We start from the raw sequence: 5152 nt of genomic DNA, 5'->3' as shown, positions 1-5152 counted from the left end.
CCCTGGTCCAGGCCCATGACGTTGACGCCAGCCAGATCCTCAAGGTGCTGCTGCTGCTGGCCCGCTTCGACGACGGGGCCGAGCTGCCCCTGCTGGTGAGCCTGCGGGGCGACCAGCAGCTCAACAGCGTGAAGCTGGCCAATGTGGTGAGCGCCCGCTGTTCCCCCAGCCACGGCACTCTGCTGGAGATTGCCCCGCTCAGCGAGGAGGCCGTGGCCAGGGAGGGGCTGGCCCCGCTCCCCTTCGGCTATCTCGGGCCCGATCTGGCCGACGCCTGCCTCGCGGGTGCCCGCCGCTGGACTCCGGCCTTCCTGCGCTTGGCCGATGCCACCGCCGCAGAGCTGGACGCCTTTGTGTGCGGCGCGAACCAGCTGGATCAGCACCGGCTGGGAGCGGCCTGGGGTGCGCTCTGCCCGAGGCCCGAAGCCCTCGACCTGCGGGCCGCCCAGCCCGGCGACCGCTGCCGGCACGATCCGGGCCAGTGCCTGGAGGCCAGCCGCGGCATTGAGGTGGGCCACATCTTTCAGCTGGGCCGCCGCTATGCCACGGCCCTGGGGGCCACCGTGAGCACCGAATCCGGCAGTGAGGAGGCCCTGTGGATGGGCTGCTACGGCATCGGCGTGTCGCGCCTGGCCCAGGCGGCGGTGGAGCAGCACCATGACGCCAGCGGCATCTGCTGGCCCTCGGCGATCGCGCCGTTCGAGGTGATCGTGGTGGTAGCCAACACGGGGGAGCCGCTGCAGCTGGCCCTGGGCGAGCGGCTCTACGCCGAGCTCACGGCAGCGGGGGTGGAGACCCTGCTCGACGACCGCAGCGAGCGGGCCGGGGTGAAGTTCAAGGACGCCGATCTGATCGGCATTCCCTGGCGGGTCGTGGTGGGCCGGGGTGCGGCCGACGGCCAGGTGGAACTGGTGCAGCGGGCCGGTAGTCAGCGCACCGACCTGGCGGCCGATGGGCTGCTCGATCATCTGCTGCCCCGTCTGACGGCCGAGCGCCGCGGGCTGCCCGCGGCTTAGGCGACAGCCGGGGTCCGTAGGATCGCCCGATCCGCACCCACGCCATGGCCGCCGACCTTCTGAGCTCCCTTCGGCGCCTGCTGGGACGCTGGAGCCGATCCCTGCTGGCCGGTTGCCTGGGGCTGTGTCTGCTGCTCGCCGGCTGCAGCAGCGCCGATGGGCTCAGCGGCAGCTACGTGGACGACACGGTGGCGGTGGCCGACGTGCTGATCACCACGGTGGGTCTCGAAGCCGACGATCCCTCCCGCGCCGAGGCGGAGCAGGAGGCCCGCGGACTAATCAATGAGTACATGGCCCGTTACCGCCCCCGCAACGCCGTGAATGGGCTCTCCTCCTTCACCACGATGCAGACGGCGCTGAATTCCCTCGCCGGGCACTACGCCAACTACCCCAACCGGCCCCTGCCCGAGGCCCTGCGTGAGCGGGTCAGCAAGGAGCTGCTGAAGGCCGAGAAGAACGTGGTGCGCGGCGCCTGAGCCGGCCGGTTCTTTTGACGAACGGGACCTTGATCTGAGAGTCTCTGCAGTTGTGCTCTGAAGCGGCTGCGGGCCGCCGTGTCCTTGGCCAACGTCGTCGTCATCGGTGCGCAGTGGGGTGACGAGGGCAAGGGCAAGATCACCGATCTGCTGAGCCGCTCGGCCGATGTGGTGGTGCGTTACCAGGGCGGGGTGAACGCCGGCCACACGATCGTCGTTGACGACAAGGTGCTGAAGCTGCACCTGATCCCCTCCGGCATCCTCTATCCCGACACCATCTGCCTGATCGGTTCGGGCACCGTGGTGGACCCGCGGGTGATGCTGGAGGAGCTGGACATGCTGCTGGGCTTCGGCATCGACGTGAGCGGCCTGCGGCTCGCCTCCACGGCCCATGTGACCATGCCCTACCACCGCCTGCTGGATCAGGCCATGGAGCAGCGTCGTGGCGACCGGCGCATCGGCACCACCGGCCGCGGCATCGGCCCCACCTATGCCGACAAGGCGGAGCGCAATGGCATCCGCGTCATTGACCTGCTCGATGGCGACCGGCTGCGGGATCGCCTCGCCGGTCCCCTGGCCGAGAAGAACGAAATCCTCGAGAAGCTCTACGGCATCGAGCCCCTCAACTTTGAGTCCGTGGTGGAGGACTACCTGGGCTACGGCGAGCGCCTCGCCCCCCACGTGGTGGACTGCACCCGCACCATCCACGAGGCGGCCCGCGCCCGGCAGAACATCCTGTTCGAGGGGGCCCAGGGCACGCTGCTCGACCTCGACCACGGCACCTACCCCTACGTCACCTCGTCCAATCCGGTGAGCGGCGGCGCCTGCATCGGCGCCGGCGTGGGCCCCACCCTGATCGACCGGGTGATTGGCGTGGCCAAGGCCTACACGACCCGGGTCGGCGAGGGCCCCTTCCCCACTGAGCTGGAGGGCAGCCTCAACGATCACCTCTGCGATCGCGGCGGCGAGTACGGCACCACCACCGGGCGCCGCCGGCGCTGCGGCTGGTTCGATGGCGTGATCGGCCGCTACGCCGTGGAGGTGAACGGGCTCGACTGCCTGGCGGTGACCAAGCTCGACGTGCTCGATGAACTCGATGCCATCCAGGTGTGCGTGGCCTACGAACTCGACGGCCAGCGCATCGAGCACTTCCCCAGCAGCGCCGAGGTGTTCGCCCGCTGCAAGCCGATCTACGAGACCCTGCCGGGCTGGCAGAGCTCCACGGCCGAATGCCGCACCTTTGATGAGCTCCCCGCCACGGCGATGAGCTATCTGCGCTTCCTGGCTGAGCTGATGGAGGTGCCGATCGCGATCATCTCCCTGGGGGCCGACCGCGACCAGACCATCGTGATGGAAGACCCGATCCACGGCCCCAAACGCGCCCTCCTCAGCGCCTGAACCCCATGACCGTCAAGAGTCTCGATGTCGTCGGCATCGGCAACGCCATCGTGGATGTGCTGGTGCACGCCGACGACGCCTTCCTCGCCAGCGAAGGCCTCACCAAGGGCAGCATGGCCCTGGTGGATGCCGAGCAGGCCGAACAGCTCTACGCCCGGCTGGGGGCTGGGCTGGAAACCTCCGGCGGTTCGGCCGCCAACACCCTGGCCGGGGTGGCCCAGCTGGGCGGGCGGGCCGGCTTCATCGGCCGGGTGCGTGACGACCAGCTCGGCGCCATCTTTGCCCATGACATTCGCGCCGCCGGGGCCCGCTTCGACACGCCCGCGGCCACCGGCGGTCCCTCCACGGCCCGCTGCCTGATCCTGGTGAGCCCGGATGCCCAGCGCACCATGTGCACCTACCTGGGCGCGTCGGTGGGCCTCGACCCCGCCGATCTCGACCTCTCGATGGTGGCTGACGCCAAGCTGCTCTACCTGGAGGGCTATCTCTGGGACAGCGAGGCCGCCAAGCAGGCCTTCATCGCGGCGGCGGAGGTGGCCCGCGCCCACGGTGGCCAGGTGGCCCTCAGCCTCTCGGATGCCTTCTGTGTGGAGCGCCACCGCGACAGCTTCCAGGAGCTCGTCGATGGCCATGTCGACATCCTGTTCGCCAACGAACAGGAAATCCTGTCGCTGTATGGAAGCGAGAGCTTCGAGGCGGCGGTGGAGCAGGTGAGGGGGCGCTGCCGCATCGCCGCCCTCACCCGCAGCGAGGCGGGATCCCTGGTGCTGGAAGGTCCCAGCAGCCACGTGATCGAGCCCTTCCGGCTGGGCCCCCTGGTGGACACCACCGGCGCCGGCGATCTCTATGCCGCCGGATTCCTGCACGGCCTGGCCCAGGGCTGGAGCGCCGAGCGCTGTGGCCGCCTCGGCTCCCTCTGTGCCGGCCAGGTGGTGACCCAGCTCGGCCCCAGGCCCCAGCAGGACCTCCAGGCCCTGGCGGCCGCACACCTGGGCGCGGGCGCCTAGCCGGTCGCCCCGGGCCAGGCGGCCAGGTGGGCCAGCAAGGCCTCCTGGCCCAGAACCGTCCGGCCGGGCTCCTCCGGCGGGCGACGCAGCAGCAACAGCCGGCAGCCCTGGCTGTGGGCGATCCGGCGCCAGCGCTGCTCCGGTTCGCCGCCAGACTGGCGCGCCAGGATCACCTCGATCCCCCAGCGACGCAGAAGGGCCGTTTCGACCTGTCCGGAGCGCGTGGGCCGCAGGCAGGCCACCCGCTCGGCCGGCAGCCCCGCCGCCATGGCCTGCTGCAGCCCGAAGGCCGTCGGCAGCAGCCGGGCGTGATGGCGTGCCCCCGGGCTGCGGCTCACCGCAGCCGGCAGCTGGCGCGCGCCCAGGGCCAGCAGCAGGCGGGTGCCCGCCAGCGGCTCATGCTCCAGTGCCGCCAACCCGGCCAGCAGGGCGGGGCCAGCCGCGTCCGCCCCGGGGCCGTCGCCCTCCTGCTGATCGCACCAGGGGCGCTGCAGCCGCAGCAGGGGCAGGCGCGCTGCCCGGCAGCCGGCGGCCAGGGTGGCCTTGATCGTGGTCGCAAAGGGATGGGTGGCATCGAGCACCAGGGCAAAGGGATCCCCCTGCTGCTGGGCCTGCCGCAGGGCCAGCTCCAGGGCCTGGGGGCCGGCCAGGGCTCCGCTGAACAGCTCGAGGTGCGGCAGCTCTCCATAGGCCTGGCCGGCCTCGGGGCTCACCACGCTCACCCGCAGGCACCAGCCCTGCCGTTGCAGGGCAGCGGCCAAGGGAGGCCCCTCCCCCGTGCCGGCGAACAGCCAGAGGCGGCGGCGCGCGGCAAGCACCGTTGCCCGGGAGCCTGGCATCGAATCCCCCCTCGCTGCATCAGTCTGCCCCCGAAGCCCTCTGGCATCCGGCAAGCCCTCTGGCATCCGGCAAGCCCTCTGGCATCCGGCAAGCCCTCTGGCATCCGGCAAGATGGACACGCTGTGCCGCTGGCTGGGGCGTGAATCACTGTCTGTTGGAAGTGGATGTGCTGGAAGCACCCCAGATCCGCTACACCCAGGACAACCAGACGCCCGTCGCCGAGATGGCGGTGCAGTTTGACGGCCTGCGGCCTGACGATCCGGCCGGCCAGCTCAAAGTGGTGGGCTGGGGCAACCTGGCCCAGGACCTGCAGAACCGGGTGCAGGTGGGTCAGCGGCTGATGATCGAGGGCCGCCTGCGCATGAGCACGGTCACCCGGCAGGACGGGGTCAAGGAGAAACGGGCGGAGTTCACC

Annotated in this window: 6 protein-coding genes; 5 read left to right on the top strand and 1 reads right to left on the bottom strand. The window is 70.8% G+C overall.

From position 1 onward, the window contains the following. The 4 genes from IQ216_RS11580 to IQ216_RS11565 form a co-directional block, all read left to right on the top strand. The coding region (locus tag IQ216_RS11580) for a His/Gly/Thr/Pro-type tRNA ligase C-terminal domain-containing protein (RefSeq protein ID WP_255510611.1) at window positions 1-1016 on the top strand (1016 nt) is incomplete at its 5' end. Between the two features lie 44 nt (window positions 1017-1060). Further along, on the top strand, window positions 1061-1492 hold the full coding sequence (gene psb27 / locus IQ216_RS11575) for a photosystem II protein Psb27 (protein WP_193815573.1): 432 nt from the start codon (window positions 1061-1063) through the stop codon (window positions 1490-1492). Between the two features lie 78 nt (window positions 1493-1570). After that, the gene (locus IQ216_RS11570) at window positions 1571-2890 is read left to right on the top strand and encodes an adenylosuccinate synthase (RefSeq protein ID WP_186696587.1); all 1320 of its coding nucleotides are present in this window, start codon (window positions 1571-1573) and stop codon (window positions 2888-2890) included. 5 nt (window positions 2891-2895) lie between these two features. Then, the gene (locus tag IQ216_RS11565) at window positions 2896-3897 is read left to right on the top strand and encodes an adenosine kinase (RefSeq protein WP_193815572.1); all 1002 of its coding nucleotides are present in this window, start codon (window positions 2896-2898) and stop codon (window positions 3895-3897) included. Here the strand turns inward: IQ216_RS11565 and IQ216_RS11560 are convergent. Beyond that, window positions 3894-4736: a precorrin-6A/cobalt-precorrin-6A reductase gene (locus IQ216_RS11560; protein ID WP_193815571.1), complete on the bottom strand. Its 843-nt coding sequence runs from the start codon at window positions 4734-4736 to the stop codon at window positions 3894-3896. The two genes, IQ216_RS11565 and IQ216_RS11560, sit on opposite strands and share 4 nt — an antisense overlap. Window positions 4737-4876: 140 nt before the next feature. Between IQ216_RS11560 and IQ216_RS11555 the strand changes: the two genes are divergently transcribed. Then, window positions 4877-5152: single-stranded DNA-binding protein (locus IQ216_RS11555; RefSeq protein ID WP_193815570.1), on the top strand; the 276-nt coding region annotated here is incomplete at its 3' end.

The sequence above is a fragment of the Cyanobium sp. LEGE 06143 genome, assembly GCF_015207535.1.
GTDB lineage: Bacteria > Cyanobacteriota > Cyanobacteriia > PCC-6307 > Cyanobiaceae > NIES-981.
The sequence above is the reverse complement of the archived record's forward strand: the minus strand, read 5'-3'. Positions and strand labels throughout refer to the sequence as shown.

What these genes read in the sequence shown, in the direction of transcription:
- psb27 (WP_193815573.1), top strand. Translation starts at nt 1,061, where the DNA reads ATGGCCGCCGACCTTCTGAGCTCCCTTCGGCGCCTGCTGGGACGCTGG.
- IQ216_RS11565 (WP_193815572.1), top strand. Translation starts at nt 2,896, where the DNA reads ATGACCGTCAAGAGTCTCGATGTCGTCGGCATCGGCAACGCCATCGTG.
- IQ216_RS11560 (WP_193815571.1), bottom strand. Translation starts at nt 4,736, where the DNA reads ATGCCAGGCTCCCGGGCAACGGTGCTTGCCGCGCGCCGCCGCCTCTGG.